Source organism: Minwuia thermotolerans (assembly GCF_002924445.1).
In the GTDB taxonomy this organism is placed as follows: Bacteria; Pseudomonadota; Alphaproteobacteria; order Minwuiales; family Minwuiaceae; genus Minwuia; species Minwuia thermotolerans.
On sequence record NZ_PIGG01000031.1, the window covers coordinates 471226 to 487892 of the forward strand.

The following is a 16667-nucleotide window of genomic DNA, read 5'->3' on the forward strand; positions in this document are numbered from 1 at the left end:
GAGGCCGACAATGAAACTCTATGGCATACGCATCTTCGTCGACGATTTCGACAAGGCGCACGAATTCTATTCCGACCTGCTGGCCCTGCCGACCAACTGGCGGGCCGACGGGATGCGGGCCGCCGGCTACGGCCTGGAGAATGCGGAACTGATCGTCGAGGAGGCGAAGGCGGCCGACAAGGGCCTGGTCGGCCGGTTCGTCGGTATCTCAATGACCATCGACACCATCGAGGCCGCCTACGAGACCCTCAGCGGCCGGGGCGTGCGCTTCGAGGGCCCGCCGGAAAAGCAGGAATGGGGCGGCACGCTGGCGCATTTCCGCGATCCGGCCGGCAATGTCCTGACCCTGCTGGAACAGGGCGGGGACGCCCGTGACCGGTGACGGCGGCGACCTGCCCGAGCACCTGCTGATCATGGACGGCGATTGCGCGCTGTGCTCCGGCGCCGCACGCTGGATCGCCCGCCACGACAGACGCGGCGAGTTCCGTATCGCCACGGCGGACAGTCCGCTGGGGCGTCGGCTTCTGGCCGGACAGGGCCTCGACCCGGACGACCCCGAAAGCTGGCTCTACATCGAACGGGGACAGGTCCGGACCTCCCTGGACGCCGTGATCGCCGCCGGCGCGCGGCTGGGCGGCGCCGGACGCCTGCTCGGCGCCTTCAGGGTCCTCCCCCGCCCGGCGCAGAACTGGCTCTACCGCCGCATCGCGCGCAACCGCTATGCTCTCTTCGGCCGGGCCGAACTCTGCGCCCTGCCGGACCCGGAACTGCGGAAGCGGCTTGTTCAGTGAAAGTCTTCGTCATTGGCGGTGCAGGCGTGTTCGGCAGCCGGGTCGCGACCCTGCTTTGTCGTGATGGCCACCAGGTGGTTCTGGGCGGCAGGCGGCGGGCCCCCCTTCAAGAGCTGGCTCATCGTCTTGGGTGCGAATTCACCATTCTCGACCGATCGGATGACCTCACTCCGATCACATCCACTGGCGTCGAGATCGTCGTCGACGCGGTCGGACCCTTCCATGCCTATGGCGAGGAACAATACCGGATTCCCCAGTACTGCGCCGAACATGGCCTGAGCTACATGGACCTCGCAGACGATGCGGACTTCGTCGCCGGCGTCGCCCGTCTTGATGGCGCTTTCCGCCGGGCCGACAGATTTGCGCTCTCGGGTGCATCAAGCGTTCCCGGCCTGTCCGCTGCGGCAGTGCGCGACATCGCCAGCAATATGGATCGCATCGATGTCATCGAGACGGCGATCCTGCCCGGAAACCGCGCGCCACGGGGATACTCGGTCATTGCCAGCATACTCTCCCAGGTCGGCGGCCCGATAGACCTCTGGCGTGGCAACCGCTGGGTCCGGTCCCGCGCCTGGAGCGAACCGCGCAACTATCGCCTCCCGAACGGGCAAAGGCGTCACGCCCGCCTTCTCCGCGTGCCCGACACCGCACTGTTTCCGGACCGATTCGGGGCAAGGTCTGTTCTCTTCCGAGCAGGCATGGAGCTTGGCGTGCTGAACGGCGGCGTTACGGTCGTTGCCTTGCTCAGGCGCCTCACCGGCGTCGCGCCACCACCCTGGATGAGCCGAGCGGCTCACCTCATCGCATCGGCCTCTCACCAGATGGGAACGGACGAGGGCGGTATGGAGGTGAGTGTCGTCGGCACACGCGACGGCGACATGGTACGGGATCGATGGTCGCTGTTCGCATCGAAAGGCGACGGTCCGTTCATTCCGGCCATAACCGTACGGGCTCTGCTGAGGCGCTACGAAACCATTCCGCCGGGCGCGCGGCCCTGCCTTGGGGATTTGATGCTGAGCGACGCTGTTGCCGCCATGTCTGACCTCTCGGTCACGCAGCGGACAACGCATGAAATGCAGCCAACTCTGTTCAGGGAAGCGCTCGGCGAACGATGGCGCGACCTTCCGATATGCGTGCGGCGGCTCCATTCAGTTCAGGACATCGAGAGTTTCACCGGACGCGCCGAAGTGATCAGAGGCAACAGTCTGATTGCTCGCTTTGCCGCATTCTTTTTTCGCTTTCCGAAGCCGGGCCGCGATGTTGCCTTGACCATCACCAAGACACGCACGAGCCGTGGCGAGATATGGGAGAGGAACTTCGATGGCCGGATTTTTCGATCCTATCTCAAGCCCTCGCGGCGCCACCACTACCGCGAACGTTTCTGGGTTTTCGACTACGAACAGGAGCTCCCAGTTGTCGACGGGCGGATGAGCCTGCCGGTACGCCGTGGCTGGCTCATAAGGGTCCCCTTGCCCCGCTTCCTCCTGCCGCGAAGCGATAGCGTCGAATATGAAGAAGACGGCCTGTTCCGGTTCGATGTCGGTCTCTACGCACCGTTGGGTGGCGGGCTTATCGTACGCTACCGGGGATCGGTCGCGCCAAGTGGCGACCCAACGCCCGGCCAGGCGGCGTTCGCGGTTGAAGGTGTAGATGTCGGTGACCACGCCGATCAGGGGCCAACGGCCGGGCCGACCTCTGCGCCCTGCCGGACCCGGAACTGCAGCGGCGATTGATTGACGGGGTGTGACGCTCAGACCGCGTTGTGGACCCTGCCGCCCATGAGTTCCTCGACGAACAGGCCGACAAGCTGGGTGCGGTTGGAGACACCGGCCTTGGCGTAGATACGGGCAAGTTGGGCCCGAACGGTGCCCTGGGCTGCGTTGCGGAATCCGGCGATCTCGGCCACGTCGAAGCCCTTCAACGCGAGCATCGCCACGTCGGACTCCGCCGGAGTCAGTTTCCATCTGGCGAAATAGCTGTCGATCAGTTCGACGAAGGCGCCGGATGCCACCGACAGCGCGGCTTCGGCACGCTGGTTCCGCTCCAGCGTGCGGCGCATCTCGAGCCCGCCAAGAACGACGCCCGCCACCAGCATCAGGGCGACCAGCGCTTCGAAGGCCGTGTGCAGATCCAGACCGACACGGCCGAAATCGGTGATCACATCGCCGACGAAGAAGACCGCGCAGAGCGCCTGGACGGCCAGCAGGACGGCCAGGATGGCCGCCCGCCGGTCGCCGGCGCCGTGTCCCGGATCTTTCCGCCCGGCGGTCATTCGCGCCGGGAACGCGGCGTCTCCCGCAGGCCCGTCACCATCTGCCGCGCCAGGTTCACGCCGGAGAGCCGACTCTCCAGGATCACGCCGCCGACATGCAGCGCCGCCAGCAGCAGAAGCAGATTGGCGAAGACCTCATGCACCTCTTCCAGAATCTCTTCTCCCTCGTCGTCGTGCTCGTCCTCTTCACGGGTCTCATATTGCTCCACCCGAGCGTCGGAAGCGGCCGGAAAGGGCGAGCTTTCCATCATCACGCCGGTCACGGAAACCAGCGCCAGCGACCCCCAGAGGGCATAAACCATCAGGGCCCCAAGCGGATTGTGGGAATCATGCCGCCGGTGGCGGCCGGTCATCAAGTCGCCAATATGCCCCAGCGCAGCCGACAGGCTTGGCGGGAAGGCCGAGAACCGGGCCGGGGCGGTGCCCACGAACCCCCACATGACCCGCAGCGCCAGCAGTCCGAGGGCCACATAGCCGATCCAGATATGGGCCAGCGCGTGCTCGTCTATCACCAGACCGTTCAGCAGCACCGCAATCGCCACGCCCCAGTGGGTGAGCCGTACCAGCGGGTCCCAGATGCGGACCGGCCGGTTACCCGCTTCAGTGGCCATCAGTCGTCTTCCCGGACACGGAGAACGCGGCCGTCCACGCCATCGACATCGATCTCGTAGTGCCGTCCGTCGCGGATCGCCCTTATCTCGACCCGGCCATGCTCGCGCTCCATGCGCACGATGCGGTAGCCTTCGTCCGTCAGCCTGCGGGCGAGATCGTCATCGAACACCCGGGCTTCCGCTTCGCTGCGGCGATATCCTTCGTCCCCGTCTTCCTGATCGTTCCGGCGTTCATCATCCCGGTCGCCGCGCGTTTCGTGTTCACGGTCGCGCTCCCGGTATTCGCGTCGCTCATGGTCGCCATATTCGGCGCGGACGCCACGGTCGTCGCCCTGGCGATCGGACGCCATCGCAGGTGCGGCAATCAGAATTGGTGCGGTCAGGGCAAGCATGATCATGGCCTTCATCGGACATCTCCATCTCCGGTTCGCGGCGTCGCCGCCGCCCCCTTCAATGGCGCGTGGACCCGGGGTCCGATATCGACCCGACGCTTACAACGCCCCGCGTAAGCGCATGCTTATGCCGGAATTCCGCGGTTTCCGCCTCAACGCCCGGCCAGGCGGCGTTCACGGTAGAAGGTATAGATGCCGGTGACCACGACGATGGCCGCACCGATCAGGGTCCATCGGTCGGGCCAGTGGCCGAAGACGACGATGCCGGAGAAGATAGCCCAGATCAGGATGGTGTAGCGGAAGGGCGAGACGAAGCCGATGTCACCCACCCGCATCGCCGCTACCGATGACGTGTAGCCGGTGATCAGGAAGCAGGCCGCGCCGCCCAGCAGGGCGATCTCGTAGCCGCCGATGGGCCGCCATTCCTGCGTCGGCGCGAAGACCGCGCCCATCAGCGTGATGAAGAAGGCGGTGAGCAGGGCGACGAAGGCAGACGGAATCGACGCCGTCAGCCGCCGGGTCATGATGTCCCTGAGCACGATGAAGCAGACCGCAGCCAGCGCCCAGAGTGAATAGGCGTTGAAGCCCTCCGAGCCGGGCCGGACGATGATGAGCACGCCCGCGAAGCCGACCAGAATGGCGCTGTAGCGCCGCCAGCCCACCGGCTCCCGCAGGAACAGCGCGCCCGCCAGCGTCACCGCCAGCGGCATGGACTGCAGGATTGCCGTGGCGTTGGCGATCGGCATGTTGAACAGCGCCTGCAGGAAGCAGTAGGTGCCGCCGACCTCGCCGGCGATGCGCCAGGCGAGGACCGTCCGGTCGCCGCGCGGGACGGAGACCATCAGGGCGCCGCGCCGCCAGGCGATGAGCGCCAGCATGGTCGTGGCGAACAGTCCGCGCACCAGCAGGGCCTGAAAGAATCCCACATCCGCCGAGGCGAGCTTCATCATGGCGTCGTTGATGCCATAGCCGGCCATGCAGACCGACATCAGCAGAGCGCCCCGGAGATTGTCGGCCGACGAGTTCATCGCGCGATCTGGCGCGGAAGCGGCGCGGCCCGCAAGCGCGAACTTCGCCGGGCCGTCATTCGCAGCACCCGGCAGGCAGTCAGTTCACCTGCCGGTCCCGGCCTTCCCAGTAGGGCGCGCGCAGTTCCCGCTTCAGGATCTTGCCCGACGGGTTGCGCGGCAGCTCGGCGACGAAATCCACCGACTTCGGCGCCTTGTACCCGGCGATGCGCTCCCGGGCGTAGGCGACCAGTTCGTCTTCGGTCAGGCGCGCGCCTTCCTTCAGCACGACCACGGCCTTGACCGCCTCGCCCCACTTCACGTCGGGCACGCCGATCACCGCGATGTCGGCGATCGCGGGATGGCCGAACAGCGCGCTCTCCACCTCGGCCGGATAGATGTTCTCGCCGCCGGAGACGATCATGTCCTTGATCCGGTCGTGGATGTAGAGATAGCCGTCCGCGTCCAGATAGCCGGCATCGCCGGTGCGGAACCAGCCCTCGCGCAGCACCGCCGCGGTCGCCTCGGGGCGCTTCCAGTAGCCCTTCATGTTCTGCGGCGTCCGGCAGATGATCTCGCCGACCTCGCCGGCCGGCAACTCCCGGCCCTCGTCGTCGACGATGCGGATCTCGACCGCCTCGTGGGCCTTGCCGCAGGACTTCATGCGCGGGCCGCCCTCCGGACGGTGTTCCTCGGGCGGCAGATAGGTGATGGCGCCTGACGTCTCGGTCAGGCCGTAGACCTGGGCGAAGTCGCAGCCGAACAGGCCGACGGCGCGCTGCAGCAGGTCCAGCGGGATCGGCGAGGCGCCGTAGATCACCAGCCGCAACGAGGAGAAATCCGTGTCCTTCACCTTCGGATGCTGGGTCAGGAACAGGATCACCGCCGGCACGAACAGCACGATCGAGACCCGTTCGGTCTCGATGGTCTCCAGGATCAGGCCCGGATCGACGTCGGCTTGCAGGATGTTGGTGCAGCCCGAGTAGAGACCGACGATGCCCCAGCCGCCGCCGGCAATGTGGAACAGCGGCATGCAGATCAGGTTGACGTCATCCGCATTCCAATTGGCCCAGCGCCGTGTCGCCGCCGGCATCAGGGACATCAGGTTGCAGTGCATCAGTTCGACGCCCTTGGGGTGCCCCGTGGTGCCGGAGGTGTACATCTGGCAGGCCGTGTCCGTCTCCAGCACCTCGACGCCGCATTCGTGGTCGCCGCCACGGTCGCGCCAGGCCAGATAGTCCGTCCATTCGTCGTCGGCGAAGTCGACGGCGACGATCCGCTTCACCGTCGGCAGGTCGCCCGCGATCCGGCGCACCAGGGCGGCATGGGCGGCATCGACGAAGAATGTCTCGGCCCCTGCATCGTTGACGACGAAGGCGACCTCCGGCGGCGCCAGACGGAAATTGACCGGCACGAGAACGACGCCTGCCTTGGCGGCGCCGAACTGAAGTTCGAAGAAGCGGTCGGTATTCGCGGCCAGCAGCGCGATGCGCGCGCCCTTGCCCAGGCCCGCGGCGCGAAGCGCGTTGGCGACCCGGTTGGTCGATCGATCGAGATCCGCATAGCTGTGTTCGCGGCCGCCGAACTTCAGCGCCGTCTTGCCGCCCCGTTCGGCCGCATGATGACGAAGAATGTCGCCCAGAACCTTCACGGCTTGCCTCCCTCGGATCCGCCCTGCGACGGACCTACAGCCAGCGATCCGACGGCGCAAGCCGATGCGCACCGATCACCGCCGGCCGGCGGGAGCGCCTTTGAGCGGATCGGGACCGGCGATCCGCCGGCCCAGGCACGGCGGGCTGTGACATCGGTCATTCAAGAGATGGAATAATTCCATTTGGCATTGTCAGAAACGTTGGAAGCCCCATTTGCCTGAGCAGTGGCAAGGGACAGCCCGCGCCACCGATTGCATCCGTGCCGGCATCTCCGTTCCGGCGAGGATCGCGGTATTCCGTGACCGCGTTGTGACCAACGCGATGCCCTTCCGTGATCCTGCTGGCGTTGTGCCGGAGCGATACCAGATTGAGGACAGTCGGGCGCGGTAGCCGGATCGCCCGACGCACCAAGGGAACGGCGCGGAACCGCATCTTCCATGCCCATGGAGCGGATGCGGCGCTCGCGCCTCGGAGGACCCGGCCACCCCCTCGGCCGGGTCCTCCCCCGCGGCGCAGGGCCACCGCCTGCTGTCCGCTCACCCCTGTTACCGGTTCGGCCCGCGGCCCGCACATTGCGTAGCGTCCGGCCGCGCCGCGAGCCGGAAAGGAAGCCTTCGCCGCTCCGGCGGCGGAGGCTTCCACCTCCGTGCCACGCTGCCGGGCGATCATCTTTATATTAAAATCATTCTAATTCGTATTGACGCGCCCGTCCCCGACGCCTAAATCGGGATCATCGAACAACACACGGGCAAAGGAGATTTTTCATGCGCGTCCCATCCGTAACCTTCAAGACCCGCGTCCGCGACGAATCCGTCGAGGGGCCGAACAAGTTCCGCTGGCAGGACCGGACATCCGACGAGATCTTCAAGGGCCGCAAGGTCATCGTCTTCGGTCTGCCGGGCGCCTTCACGCCGACCTGCAGCTCGACCCACCTGCCCCGCTTCGAGGAGCTCCACGACCTGTTCATCGAGCAGGGCGTCGACGAGATCGTCTGCCTGTCGGTCAACGACGCCTTCGTGATGTTCCAGTGGGGCCGTCACCAGGGCATCGAGAAGGTAACCCTGCTGCCCGACGGTTCGGGCGAGTTCACCTCCAAGATCGGCATGCTGGTGAAGAAGGACAATCTCGGCTTCGGCTATCGCAGCTGGCGCTATTCCATGCTGGTCGAGGACGGCGAGATCGTCGAACTCTTCGAGGAGCCCGGCAAGGGCGATGACGTCGAGGGCGATCCCTTCGAGATCTCGAGCGCCGACCACATGATCGACGTCGTGCGCAAGCGCTACGCCAAGGCCGCCTGAACCCGCGCCGACACTGCAAACTAACCCAAATCCCCGCCGGGCTCCGGCGGGGATTTTTCGTTGTGCCCGGTTCGCGGCCTTCCGCCCCACATCGCCGGGCGGCAGCGCGATACAGATGAACTGTCCTTACCGGTTTAACCAAAACGAAAGTTCCTCCCATTACCACCTCGAAATGATCGGCTTCGAACAACCCCCAGGAGGAACGCCATGAACCACGTTGTCCGGACGGCCCTCGCCGCCGCTCTCGCCCTCGCGGCCCTGCCGGCGGCAGCGAACGAATTCCGCGCCCCGCTGGAACAGCTCGCCCGGGGCGAGATCCGCAATATTGTCAGCGACGCCACGGTCGTCGCCGCGATCAACGCCCAGAACCAGAAGACCGCCGGATTGGGCCAGACCGATATCGACGGTCTCGACAAGAAGTGGCGCGCGGAGGTCGACGGCGGCGGCGAGATGATCTCCGAAGTCCTCGCCAACAACCTCTCCGGCTATCTGAAAGCCCGCAAGGAAGCCGCAGGCGGCCAGTTCACCGAAATCTTCGTCATGGACGGCAAGGGCCTCAACGTGGGCCAGTCCGACGTCACCTCCGACTACTGGCAGGGCGACGAAGCCAAGTGGAAGGAAACCTTCCTGGCCGGCGCCGACTCGATTCACATCGGCGATGTCGAGCTGGACGAGTCGACCCAGACCTATCAGAGCCAGGTCAGCGTTCCGATCGTCGACCCCGCCAGCGGCGCCGTAATCGGCGCGGCGACGTTCGGCGTCGACGTTTCGTCTCTCTGATCCGACGGAGAACCCGGTCATGACCGAACAGACCCAGTCCGCGCCCGCCCCGAAGCGGAAGGACGACATCCGCCGCTTCCGCGGCCTCGGGGCGCGGCTCATCGCCGTGGTGCTGCTCGGCGTCGTCGCCGGGTTCACCGCCATCATCGCGCTCCAGTTCACTGCGGAGCGCGAGCGCGTCAGGGAGTTTGTCGCCGCCGGCAATCTGGAGCAGACCCGGCTTCTGGCCGCCCAGGTCGGCGGCGCCGTACGCTTCGGCAAGGTCGAACACATCCGCGACGCCTACCAGCCCCTGACAGCCGGCGAAGGAGCGGCCGTGGCCGCCATCCGCGTGATGAAGGCCGACGCCGGCGCCATCGTCGAGTACAATTCGGAGGCTCTGGCCGCCGCTGACGAAGCGGCGATCGAGGCCGCGGTGACGCGGTCCGCCGAAACCGGCGAGCCGTTCAACGCCATGGCCGGCGGTCAGCAGGTCGTCGTCACGCCGATCCGCTTCGGCCCGAACAACGACGTGGTCGGCACCCTCGCCATGGTCTGGGACTTCGGCCGCGCCGACGCCGAGATCCTGTCGGGCGCGCTGGAGGCGCTGGTGATCGCCGGCGCCATTGCCGCCGCGCTGCTGGCGGGCATCGTATTCATGATCTCGCGCATGGTTTCCCAGCCCATCCTGCAGATGAACCGGCGTATGCAGGCCCTCGCGGCCGGCGACACCGGGACCGCGGTGCCCTATCTGGACCGCCGCGACGAGATCGGAGCGATGGCGAAGTCCATCGAGGTGTTCAAGCGGAACGCCATCGAGAAGGCCGAACTGGAATTGCGTGAACGCGAAACGGAGACCCGCGCCGAAGCGGAACGCAAGGCAGCGATGCACGAACTCGCGGGCGAGTTCGAGCAGGCGGTTGGCAACATCGTGAAGGCCGTCTCCAGCGCCGCTACCGAGTTGCAGGCCGCGGCCCAGGCCATGACGGCCACCGTGGACGAAACCAACAACCGCTCCGCCGCCGTTGCCAGCGCCTCCGAGCAGGCATCGGTGAATGTCCAGACCGTCGCCTCGGCCACGCAGGAAATGTCGAACTCGATCCGCAAGATCGGCCGCCAGGCGTCCGAATCCTCGACACGCGCCGGCACCGCCGAAAGGGAAGCCGACGAGACGGTCATCACCGTGCAGCAGCTTGCCGACACGGCGGAGAAGATCGGCGAGGTCGTGGCCCTGATCAAGGAAATCGCCGAGCAGACCAACCTGCTTGCGCTCAACGCCACCATCGAGGCTGCCCGCGCCGGGGACGCCGGCAAAGGCTTTGCGGTCGTCGCATCCGAGGTCAAGACGCTGGCCAGCCAGACCGCCAAGGCGACGACGGACATCGCCGAGCAGATCCAGGCCATCCAGGCCGCCACCGGCAGCTCGGCTGCGGCGATCTCCCGGGTGACCGGCGCGGTCAAGGAACTGTCCGGCATCGCCTCGACGATCGCCGCGGCAGTGGAAGAACAGACCGCGGTCACCCAGGACATCTCCCAGAACGTGCAGCAGGCCGCTTCCGGCACGCAGGATGTCTCGGTCAACATCTCCGGCGTCACCGAGGCGGCGAGCCAGTCCAGTTCCGCCGCCGCCCAGGTTCTCGCTTCCGCCGGCGATCTCGCGCATCAGGCCAACGCCCTCAACACCGAGATCAACGGCTTCCTGGAGCGCGTGCGCGCCGCCTGACACGGATGATCACAGGCCAACCCACAACCCCCGCCGCCCGCCGGCGGGGGTTGTTCGTTTGTACCGGACGCGCAACCGGTGCATGCTGCCGGCCATGAAACCGGCGGACACCGATGGCGAACGACTGGCCCGGCTGCGGCTGATCCGCAGCGAGAACGTCGGCCCCGTGAATTTCATGCGCCTGCTGGCGCGGTACGGCGACGCCGAGGCGGCGCTGGAGGCGCTGCCCGATATTGCACGCCGCAATGGCCGCCGCAGGCTTCGGGTGGCGTCCGTCCAGCAGGCGGAGAGGGAAGTCGAAGGTCTTCGCCGCATCGGCGGACGGCTGATCATGGCCGGCGACGCCGATTATCCGGCCCGACTGGCGCAGGCGGAAGGCGCGCCGCCGGTGATTTCCGTGCTGGGTGACGCCAGCCTGCTGGAACGGCCGACGGTGGCCGTCGTCGGCGCCCGCAACTGCTCCGCCAACGGCCGCACGCTCTGCCGCCGCATCGTCGGCGAACTGGGCGCCCAGGGCCATGTCGTGATCTCGGGCCTCGCCCGCGGCATCGATGCCGAGGCCCACCGCGCCAGCCTCGATACCGGAACCGCAGCCGTCGTCGCCGGCGGCGTCGACATTTTCTATCCGCCGGAGAACGAAGCCCTGCAGAAGGAAGTCGCCGAACACGGCGTCATCCTGGCCGAACAGCCCCTGGGCGCAGAGCCCAAGGCGCGGCACTTCCCCCGCCGCAACCGGGTGATCTCCGGGCTCTCGCTGGGCGTTCTGGTGGTGGAAGCGGCATTGCGCTCCGGCACGCTGATCACGGCGCGCTACGCCGGCGAGCAGGGCCGCGACGTCTTCGCCGTGCCGGGTTCGCCGTTGGACCCCAGGGCCCGTGGCGCCAATCGCCTGATCCGCGAGGGCGCGCGTCTGGTGGAAAGCGCCGACGACATCCTCGAGGAGCTTGCCTCGGGCCGCACCAGCCTGTTCCAGCCCGTGCCGGCGCGCTTCGAGGGTCCGGTGGAGGATGCCGGCTTCGCTCTCGATCCGGGCGACGAGGCGCGCAGCGCCCTGGTCGAGGCCCTGTCGCCGGAGCCGGCGGAAGCGGACGTGCTGATGCGGGCCAGCGGCCTCGGTCCCTCCGATTTCAACGCGCTCATCGTCGAACTGGAGATTGCCGGCCGGGTGCAGCGTCATGCCGGCAACCGTTACGCCCTCAATCATGACGGGTGAGACCTCCCGGCCGCGAGGGCCGTTGACAGCCTATGGGCCAGCCCCCATTTTCGCCGCTCACTGATCGGGCTTCCGGCCCCCTCCCCCCAACGCGCTGAGGTGCCATGGACGTCGTTGTCGTCGAGAGCCCGGCCAAGGCCAAGACCATCAACAAGTATCTGGGATCCAACTACAAGGTCCTGGCATCCTTCGGTCATGTGCGCGATCTGCCCTCCAAGGACGGTTCGGTCCTGCCGGAGGAAGACTTCTCCATGACCTATCAGGCCGACCCGAAATCGGCCAAGCACCTGAAGGCCATCGCCGACGCGGTGAAGGATGCGGATCGGCTGGTGCTGGCGACCGACCCCGACCGCGAAGGCGAGGCGATCTCCTGGCACGTGCTGGAGGCGCTGAAGTCCCGCCGGGCGCTGAAGAAATCGGTCGAGGTGGAGCGCGTCGTCTTCAACGAGATCACCAAAGGCGCCATCACCGAGGCGATGAAGCACCCCCGGGCGATCGACATGGACCTGGTCAACGCCCAGCAGGCGCGCCGGGCGCTCGACTATCTGGTCGGGTTCACGCTGAGTCCGGTGCTCTGGCGCAAGCTGCCGGGCGCGCGCTCCGCGGGACGGGTGCAGTCCGTCGCGCTCCGGCTGATCGTCGAGCGCGAACTGGATATCGAAAAGTTCAGGCCGCAGGAATACTGGTCGATCAAGGCCGTCTTCCGTACCGCCGCGGGGGAGGATGTCACCGCGCGCCTGACGCAGGTCGACGGACGCAAGCTGGACCGCCTGGACATCAAGACCGAGGCGGAAGCGATGGAACTGGCCCGCCGCGCCGAGGCGGGCAGCTTCACCGTGGGCGAGATCGAGACCCGTCAGACCAGCCGCCGGCCCTGGCCGCCCTTCATCACCTCGACCCTGCAGATGGAAGCCTCGCGGAAGCTCGGCTTCAGCGCACGCCAGACCATGCAGGTGGCGCAGAAGCTCTACGAAGGCGTGGACATCGGCGGCGAGACCATCGGCCTGATCACCTACATGCGGACAGACGGCGTCCAGCTCGCCTCCGAGGCCATTGACGCCATCCGCGCGACCATCGGCGAGGAATACGGCCGGCCCTACGTACCCTCCAAGCCCCGTCACTGGGCGACCAAGGCGAAGAATGCCCAGGAAGCGCACGAGGCGATCCGCCCCACCGACGTCACCCGCACGCCGGAACAGATGAAGCGCTACCTCTCGGCCGAGCAGTCCAGGCTCTACGAGCTGATCTGGAAACGCACGGTGGCCAGCCAGATGGCCGATGCGCGCCTCGCCCAGACCGGCGTGGACATCCCGGACGCGGACGGCGGCATCGTCTTCCGCGCCACCGGCACGGTGGTCGAGTTTCCCGGCTTCCTGAAGGTCTACGAGGAGGGGCGCGACGACACCTCCGATGACGATGACGACCGCCGCCTGCCGAAGCTGACCGAAGGCGAGAACCTCGACCGCCGCGAGGTGCAGCCGGACCAGCATTTCACCCAGCCGCCGCCGCGCTACACCGAAGCAACGCTGGTCAAGAAACTGGAGGAGCTGGGCATCGGCCGGCCCTCCACCTATGCCTCGATCCTCTCGGTTCTGCAGGACCGCGACTACGTCACCCTGGAGAAGAAGCGCTTCGTGCCCCAGGACAAGGGCCGCGTCGTCACCGCATTCCTGATCAACTTCTTCAGCCGTTATGTCGAATACGACTTCACCGCCTCGCTGGAGGAGGAACTGGACGACATCTCTGCCGCCAAGGAAGACTGGAAGGAGGTGCTGCGGCGCTTCTGGAAGGACTTCTCGGCGGCGGTCGACGAGACGAAGGAACTGCGGATCGGAGAGGTGCTGGAGGCGCTGAACGATTTCCTGGCGCCCTCGCTGTTCCCGGAAAGGGAAGACGGCTCCGACCCCCGCCTCTGCCCGAACTGCAGCGAAGGCCGGCTGAGCCTCAAACTTGGCAAGTTCGGCGCCTTCCTTGGCTGTTCCAACTATCCGGACTGCAGGTTCACCCGCCGGCTGGGCGGCGACGACGATCAGAAGAAGGCCGAGATGGAAGGCGACCGGGAGATGGGCGTCGACCCCGCCACGGGCGAGACCATCTGGCTGAAGATCGGCCCCTACGGCCCCTATCTGCAACTCGGCGAAGGCGCCCCGGGCGAGAAGCCGAAACGCGTCTCCCTGCCCAAGGGGCTGGAGCCGAACGATGTCGATCTCGAACTGGCCATCCGGCTGATCACCCTGCCGCGGCATGTCGGCGAGCACCCGGAGACCGGCAGCCCGATCACGGCGGGCATCGGGCGCTACGGTCCGTTCGTCGAACATGAGAAGAAATATGCCAATCTGCCCGACTGGCGCGAGGTGCTCGACGTCGGCATCAACCGCGCCGTCACCGTGCTGGCGGAAAAGAAGAGCGGCGGGCGGGCGCAGCCGAAAGCGCTGAAGTCCCTCGGCGAGCATCCGGAAGAAGGCGGCGAAGTACAGGTTCTCGACGGCCGCTACGGTCCCTATGTAAAGCACGGCAAGGTCAACGCGACGATCCCGAAGGACGTCGATCCGCAGTCCATCACCATGGACGAGGCGGTGAGGTTGATCGCCGAACGTGCGGCGAAGGCCGGCAAGGGCAAGAAGAACACGAACTCGAAGACGGCGGCAAAGGGCGCGGCGAAGACATCGACTAAGAAGGCCCAGCCGAAGTCGAAAGCGAAGTAGGCGTGAACGACGGCAATCTGCCGACCAAGAAGGAAATCCGGGATTTCATCGACGAATCCGGCGGGACCGCCGGAAAGCGGGAGGTGGCGCGCGCCTTCGGCATCAAGGGCCAGGACCGCATCTGGCTGAAACGCGTGCTCAAGGAAGTCGCCGCCGAGCGCGGAGCCGAAACCGAGGAGAAGGGCCGCCCGCCCGGCCGCCTGCCGCCGGTCATGGTGCTGGACGTCACCGCCATCGGCGAGGACGATGACGTGCTCTGCCGGCCAGCCAAGTGGGAATCGGAAGCTGAATGCCCGCGCATCGTGCTCGATCCCGACACGGTCCGCGGCCCGGCGCCGAAACCGGGCGACCAGTTCCTGGCCCGTCTGTCCCGGCACCGGTACGGCTACGAGGCCCGCGCGATCCGGCGGCTGCAGATCACGCCGCGGCGCATCCTGGGCGTGCTGCAGATGGTCGGGGCCGAGGGCCGCGTCCGCCCCGCCGACCGCAAGCTGCGCGACGAGATGATCGTGCGCGCCGGCGACCTAAAGGGCGCCCGGTCCGGCGACCTTGTGGAGATCGAGGCCCTGCCCGGCCGCGCGCTGGGACCGCGGCACGCGAAGGTCGTCGACGTGCTGGGCTCCTTCGACAATCCCCGCGCCATCTCGCTGATGTCGATCCAGACTCATGGCATACCGAAGGACTTCACCGCGGAGGCACTGGGCGAGGCGGCGGAAGCGCTGCCGGTGACGGAACTGCACGGCCGCGAGGATCTGCGCGATGTGCCGCTGGTCACCATCGATCCTTCTGATGCGCGCGACCATGACGACGCGGTCTGGGCGGCGGACGACGACGACCCCGAGAACGAAGGCGGTTTCCGCATCATCGTCGCCATCGCCGATGTCGCCCATTACGTCCGGTCGGGCAGTGCCCTCGACAAGGCGGCTCAGGAACGCGGCGTCTCCTGCTATTTCCCCGACCGGGTCGCGCCCATGCTGCCGGAGACCCTGTCCGCCGACCTCTGCTCGTTGATGCCCGGCGAGGTCCGGCCCGTTCTGGCGGCCGAGATCGTGATCGACGCCAAGGGCCGGAAGCTTCGCCACCGCTTCCGGCGCGCGCTGATGCGCTCGGCGGCCAACATCGCCTACGAGGACGTGCAGGCGGCGATCGACGGCGCGCCGAGGCCAGAGGTCGAGCCGCTGCTGGACAACGTCCTGAAGCCGCTCTTCGCCGCCTACCGGCTGCTGGCGAAGGAGCGGGACCGCCGGCAGCCGCTGCACATCGAACTGCCGGAACGCAAGGCGGAGATCGGCGAGGACGGCTACATCGCGGCGATCCGGCCGCGCGAACGACTGGAGGCGCACAAGGTCATCGAGGAGATGATGATCCTGGCCAATGTCTGCGCCGCGGAAACACTGGAGAAGCGCAAGAAGATCTGTGTCTACCGCGTCCACGAACCGCCCGACCCGGAGCGCCTCAAATCGCTGAAGGAGTTCCTCGAGACCCTGGAAATCGACTTCACCATCGGCGAGGTGATGCGGCCGAAACAGTTCAACAAGGTGCTGGACCGGGCCTCCGGCACCGACGAGGAAGCGATGGTCAACGAGGCGGTGCTGCGGGCCCAGACGCAGGCCTATTACAGCACCGACAACATGGGCCATTTCGGCCTCTCGCTGAAGCGCTACGCCCATTTCACCTCGCCGATCCGCCGCTACGCCGACCTGCTGGTGCACCGCGCCCTGATCGACGCCATGCGCGCCGGCAATGACGGCCTGCGCGACATGGACAAGGCGGCGGTGGAGAAACTGGCCGAACAGACATCCGAATTCGAGCGCCGGGCCATGCTGGCCGAGCGCGACGCCATGGACCGCTTCACGGCGATCTACCTGAAGGATCAGATCGGCGGCATGTTCGCGGGCCGGGTGTCGGGCGTGACCAGGGCTGGGTTGTTCGTCAGCCTCGCCGAGACGGGCGCCTCCGGCATCGTGCCCATGCGCACCCTGGGCGACGATTACTACGACTTCGACGAGCAGGCGCGCATGCTGGTCGGGCGGCGCACCGGCCGTCTCTGGAGGCTGGGCGACCCGGTGACCGTGAAGCTGCAGGACGCGGTGCCGGTGACCGGCGGTCTGGTGCTGGAGATCGTGGCGAGCGAGAAGAAAGACGCCAGGGCGAAGGCCCGGCCCGGACCGAAACGCCCCGCCGGCGGCCGTCCGCCGCGGGAGAAGCACCGCGGCCGAAGGCGTCGCTGAACTGTCATCCGGC

14 protein-coding genes are annotated in these 16667 nt (G+C 67.0%); 9 read left to right on the forward strand and 5 right to left on the reverse strand.

The features are described from left to right. Positions 1-10 precede the first annotated feature (10 nt). The 3 genes from CWC60_RS10120 to CWC60_RS10135 are packed head-to-tail and all read left to right on the forward strand — an operon-like array spanning position 11 to position 2524. Positions 11-382: a VOC family protein gene (locus CWC60_RS10120; protein ID WP_109793857.1), complete on the forward strand. Its 372-nt coding sequence runs from the start codon at positions 11-13 to the stop codon at positions 380-382. Beyond that, positions 372-791, forward strand: coding sequence for a thiol-disulfide oxidoreductase DCC family protein (locus tag CWC60_RS23590; protein ID WP_206419867.1), 420 nt, complete (start codon positions 372-374; stop codon positions 789-791). The genes CWC60_RS10120 and CWC60_RS23590 overlap by 11 nt, the downstream gene beginning before the upstream one ends. Further along, complete coding sequence (locus CWC60_RS10135) at positions 788-2524, forward strand: saccharopine dehydrogenase family protein (RefSeq protein ID WP_164516469.1); 1737 nt, start codon at positions 788-790, stop codon at positions 2522-2524. Before CWC60_RS23590 ends, CWC60_RS10135 begins: the two co-directional genes overlap by 4 nt. A gap of 17 nt (positions 2525-2541) precedes the next feature. Here the strand turns inward: CWC60_RS10135 and CWC60_RS10140 are convergent, their stop codons facing one another. The 5 genes from CWC60_RS10140 to CWC60_RS10160 form a co-directional block, all read right to left on the reverse strand. Beyond that, the gene (locus CWC60_RS10140; protein ID WP_109793859.1) at positions 2542-3063 is read right to left on the reverse strand and encodes a helix-turn-helix transcriptional regulator; all 522 of its coding nucleotides are present in this window, start codon (positions 3061-3063) and stop codon (positions 2542-2544) included. Next, positions 3060-3674 (reverse strand): cytochrome b/b6 domain-containing protein, encoded by a 615-nt coding sequence (locus tag CWC60_RS10145; RefSeq protein ID WP_109793860.1) that lies wholly within the window; start codon positions 3672-3674, stop codon positions 3060-3062. Before CWC60_RS10145 ends, CWC60_RS10140 begins: the two co-directional genes overlap by 4 nt. Next, positions 3674-4081 (reverse strand): PepSY domain-containing protein, encoded by a 408-nt coding sequence (locus CWC60_RS10150; protein ID WP_109793861.1) that lies wholly within the window; start codon positions 4079-4081, stop codon positions 3674-3676. Before CWC60_RS10150 ends, CWC60_RS10145 begins: the two co-directional genes overlap by 1 nt. A gap of 137 nt (positions 4082-4218) precedes the next feature. Beyond that, complete coding sequence (locus tag CWC60_RS10155) at positions 4219-5094, reverse strand: DMT family transporter (protein ID WP_206419868.1); 876 nt, start codon at positions 5092-5094, stop codon at positions 4219-4221. 79 nt (positions 5095-5173) lie between these two features. Then, complete coding sequence (locus CWC60_RS10160) at positions 5174-6724, reverse strand: fatty acid--CoA ligase (RefSeq protein ID WP_206419869.1); 1551 nt, start codon at positions 6722-6724, stop codon at positions 5174-5176. Positions 6725-7489: 765 nt separating this feature from the next. On the opposite strand from CWC60_RS10160, the gene CWC60_RS10165 reads away from it, so the two are divergent. From CWC60_RS10165 to rnr, 6 genes are all read left to right on the forward strand, one after another. Continuing rightward, entirely contained in the window at positions 7490-8023 is a 534-nt protein-coding gene (locus CWC60_RS10165) for a peroxiredoxin (protein ID WP_109793862.1), read from the forward strand. A gap of 207 nt (positions 8024-8230) precedes the next feature. Next, positions 8231-8803 carry a hypothetical protein gene (locus CWC60_RS10170; protein ID WP_109793863.1) on the forward strand — a complete coding sequence of 191 codons (573 nt, stop codon included), beginning with the start codon at positions 8231-8233 and terminating at the stop codon, positions 8801-8803. Between the two features lie 19 nt (positions 8804-8822). Beyond that, complete coding sequence (locus CWC60_RS10175; protein WP_109793864.1) at positions 8823-10505, forward strand: methyl-accepting chemotaxis protein; 1683 nt, start codon at positions 8823-8825, stop codon at positions 10503-10505. Between the two features lie 94 nt (positions 10506-10599). Continuing rightward, positions 10600-11718: a DNA-processing protein DprA gene (gene dprA / locus CWC60_RS10180; protein ID WP_109793947.1), complete on the forward strand. Its 1119-nt coding sequence runs from the start codon at positions 10600-10602 to the stop codon at positions 11716-11718. A 104-nt stretch (positions 11719-11822) separates the two neighbouring features. After that, entirely contained in the window at positions 11823-14423 is a 2601-nt protein-coding gene (gene topA, locus CWC60_RS10185; protein WP_109793865.1) for a type I DNA topoisomerase, read from the forward strand. A 2-nt stretch (positions 14424-14425) separates the two neighbouring features. Then, the gene (rnr, locus tag CWC60_RS10190; protein WP_109793866.1) at positions 14426-16654 is read left to right on the forward strand and encodes a ribonuclease R; all 2229 of its coding nucleotides are present in this window, start codon (positions 14426-14428) and stop codon (positions 16652-16654) included. Positions 16655-16667: the final 13 nt, after the last annotated feature.